Below are 2,494 nucleotides of genomic sequence, written 5' to 3'. Positions count from 1 at the left end.
TGATTATTATCTTTTAAACTTGTATCATCAAGTCCGAGTATCTTTACTATTGCAGCTGTCTCAAAGCTCCAATACCCCACATATCCAGGTTCTTTATGCGCATTTTTCCATTCATAATCATAATGGCCTTTAAACCATTCTTTCTCCATATACACTTGTAATCTTTTAGACGCTTCTTTTTTATCTGTTTGTGCAAGTTCTATAATCTCTTTCGTTTTTGCATATGGATTTTCTTTATAATATCTGTTCGTCATGTTTGTGTATCCGATATCACTAGCGCATAAGAGGAAATCAATTACTGCGTCGTTCATATTTTTTTTATCAACTATCTTTTTTAATCTTTCTATATTCTTTTTATCCGTTTCTAACAAAATTCCTAAAGAAATTATCCAAAGCATATATATATAACCCACTTTGCTAGCTCCTGTATACTCTAAATCATCTATCGCATTATAAAAATATACTTCCATTTTACTAATGTCTTCTCCTAAAGAATACATTGCCCTAATGTCGTTCATCTCATGTATAAAATTCGACAAATAATTTTCTAATATAATACTTTTGTTATCATTAGGATATCTTTGAATACCATTTTTTTCATCTTCTTCTAAACTTTTAATCTCTTCTCTATTTTCTTCGATAAACTCTTTATGATATTCTATTCCCCTTTTACATTTTTCTTCTATACATAAATGATCTCTCATTCTTTTTAATTCCTCCTCGCTTCTAGATTATGGCCACTCTCCAACGATGTTACCCTTTGCATCTATCTTAAATGTTTTAACCTTTCCACTACTATCAACTTTTGATAATACTCTTTCAACTTTACCTCTTTTCAAGGCTTTCGTAATCTGTTCAGCTAATACTTCATCTCCCTCAACAGCTTTTAATATTCTACTTTTTCCAGTTTCAGAACCTTTCAACCAATCATTTGACATTTGTCGTCCATCTTTAGTTTTTCCTAATTGTGAACTACCAAATTTAGCTTCATCTATAACGTATTTGATCTTTGACTCTGCATTTGTATTTTCGTATAATCCATCAATTCCTTTTACTATTTTATCATTACATTTACTTAAAAAGTCATTCATTACTAAGGTAAAACGTAAATTCACAAAATTATCAGAAACCCAAATTACGGATGAATCATCATTAACCTTCTCTATTCTAAATCTTAAATTATTGTATGTAATCCACTTTATATTACCTTGTATTTTTTCTTCTTTCATAATTATTTTCCTCCCATACTATGACATCCATTGCTGGATTTGTTTTTAAACTGCCATATATCACATTTTCCCATGAACCATACTTTTTATAAAGTTGTTCAGGTGTAGGTCCTTCTGCCTTGCCATATTCAAGAATATTTCTTTCATTGCATTCAATCCATGTTTTTTCACAAAAACGGCATTGAGATTTCTTATTAGATATCCTAAGTACACTCATACTCTCATCCGTCTCTTTTTCTTGTAACCAATTTCGTACCACTGATGAACACCCTTTACAGGTGTAAAAACATAGAAAAAAACCTTGATTGGTATATATGCCAATCAAGGTCTCATTTTAAATACCACCTATTATTTACATATTTCTCTTTCCCATACTCTTTTTCCGTCAGTTAAAAATACTGCACTTGGTGGATCATCATAGAGAGAAATTTCAACCAATGAACTTTTTTCTTGTTTTAACCAATTATATACAGTACCTTCGTTTGTATTAGGTCGAGATAAAATATTATTTACTCTAAATACAGCTGCATCATATTCTGTATAATTTATATCATCCTCATCTAGTCCATTGTCTGTTTCAAAAACTGTATCTAGTTCTCCAATAATCCTCAATCCACTTTTCCATTCTAGTATCATGTCACTATGTTCATAATTTATTAATGTTCCAATTAAAGAATCGTACCCCATTTGCATCCTCTTTTCTTATGATTTTTATGGTCTTGATGGTACTATATGAGCGCCATCTTTTCCATAATGGATCAACCCTTTAGTAGTCTCATGGTATTCACCAGTATTGCGGTCATAATATTTTCCTATTGGCTCACCAAAGTCTACTCTTTCTCTACCGTTTTTTAATAGTTCACCTTTCCCGGCAAACTTATCAAGCAATTCTTGCACTATTTTATTATCACCATAGAAAATACTCTTATTTTTTCCATTTGCTAATTCTTGTTTATAGTTCGGTGTATCAGGAATATGCTTTTCTTGAGCTCCTGCTTTCACTTTTATTGGATAACCATTTACTTCACGGTATGGACCTTTAGGTACAGAATCTTTTCCATAAGAAGGTATTCGATTACTCGCACCCTTACCTCCACCAGAAGACTGGATTTTTTGAATAGTATCCTTAGCATTTTGAATCGATTTATTCCAAACAAATCCACCATGCGCAAAAAGACTAGCCCCAGTAGCTGTTGCTGCTATATCTAATGGAATAACAATTGGTGATGCTAACCCACCAGTTCCTACTTCTGCCACGATAGTTA

Annotated in this window: 5 protein-coding genes; all 5 read right to left on the bottom strand. The window is 31.9% G+C overall.

Going from position 1 to position 2,494, the window contains the following annotated elements; translation table 11 throughout:
* Window positions 1-704, bottom strand: a 704-nt coding sequence (locus PDQ33_RS28665; protein ID WP_270702979.1) for a PoNi-like cognate immunity protein, incomplete at its 3' end; no start/stop codon positions are given.
* 27 nt (window positions 705-731) lie between these two features.
* Window positions 732-1,229 (bottom strand): hypothetical protein, encoded by a 498-nt coding sequence (locus PDQ33_RS28660; RefSeq protein ID WP_116777231.1) that lies wholly within the window; start codon window positions 1,227-1,229, stop codon window positions 732-734.
* Window positions 1,204-1,488 carry a hypothetical protein gene (locus tag PDQ33_RS28655; RefSeq protein WP_002025991.1) on the bottom strand — a complete coding sequence of 95 codons (285 nt, stop codon included), beginning with the start codon at window positions 1,486-1,488 and terminating at the stop codon, window positions 1,204-1,206. The genes PDQ33_RS28660 and PDQ33_RS28655 overlap by 26 nt, the downstream gene beginning before the upstream one ends.
* 89 nt (window positions 1,489-1,577) lie before the next feature.
* A complete protein-coding gene (locus PDQ33_RS28650) occupies window positions 1,578-1,916 on the bottom strand; it encodes a hypothetical protein (RefSeq protein WP_061130397.1) in 339 nt (112 codons plus the stop codon).
* A gap of 24 nt (window positions 1,917-1,940) precedes the next feature.
* A partial coding sequence (locus PDQ33_RS28645) for a polymorphic toxin type 50 domain-containing protein (RefSeq protein ID WP_270702982.1) occupies window positions 1,941-2,494 on the bottom strand: 554 nt, incomplete at its 5' end.

The sequence above is a fragment of the Bacillus cereus group sp. Bc031 genome (assembly GCF_027716265.1).
GTDB lineage: Bacteria > Bacillota > Bacilli > Bacillales > Bacillaceae_G > Bacillus_A > Bacillus_A paranthracis.
Note: the sequence above shows the minus strand (reverse complement) of the source record. Positions and strands in the feature narration are given on the sequence as shown.

Excerpts from the sequence above, each read along its gene's own strand:
- PDQ33_RS28650 (WP_061130397.1), bottom strand. The coding sequence starts at position 1,916 with ATGGGGTACGATTCTTTAATTGGAACATTAATAAATTATGAACATAGT.
- PDQ33_RS28660 (WP_116777231.1), bottom strand. The coding sequence starts at position 1,229 with ATGAAAGAAGAAAAAATACAAGGTAATATAAAGTGGATTACATACAAT.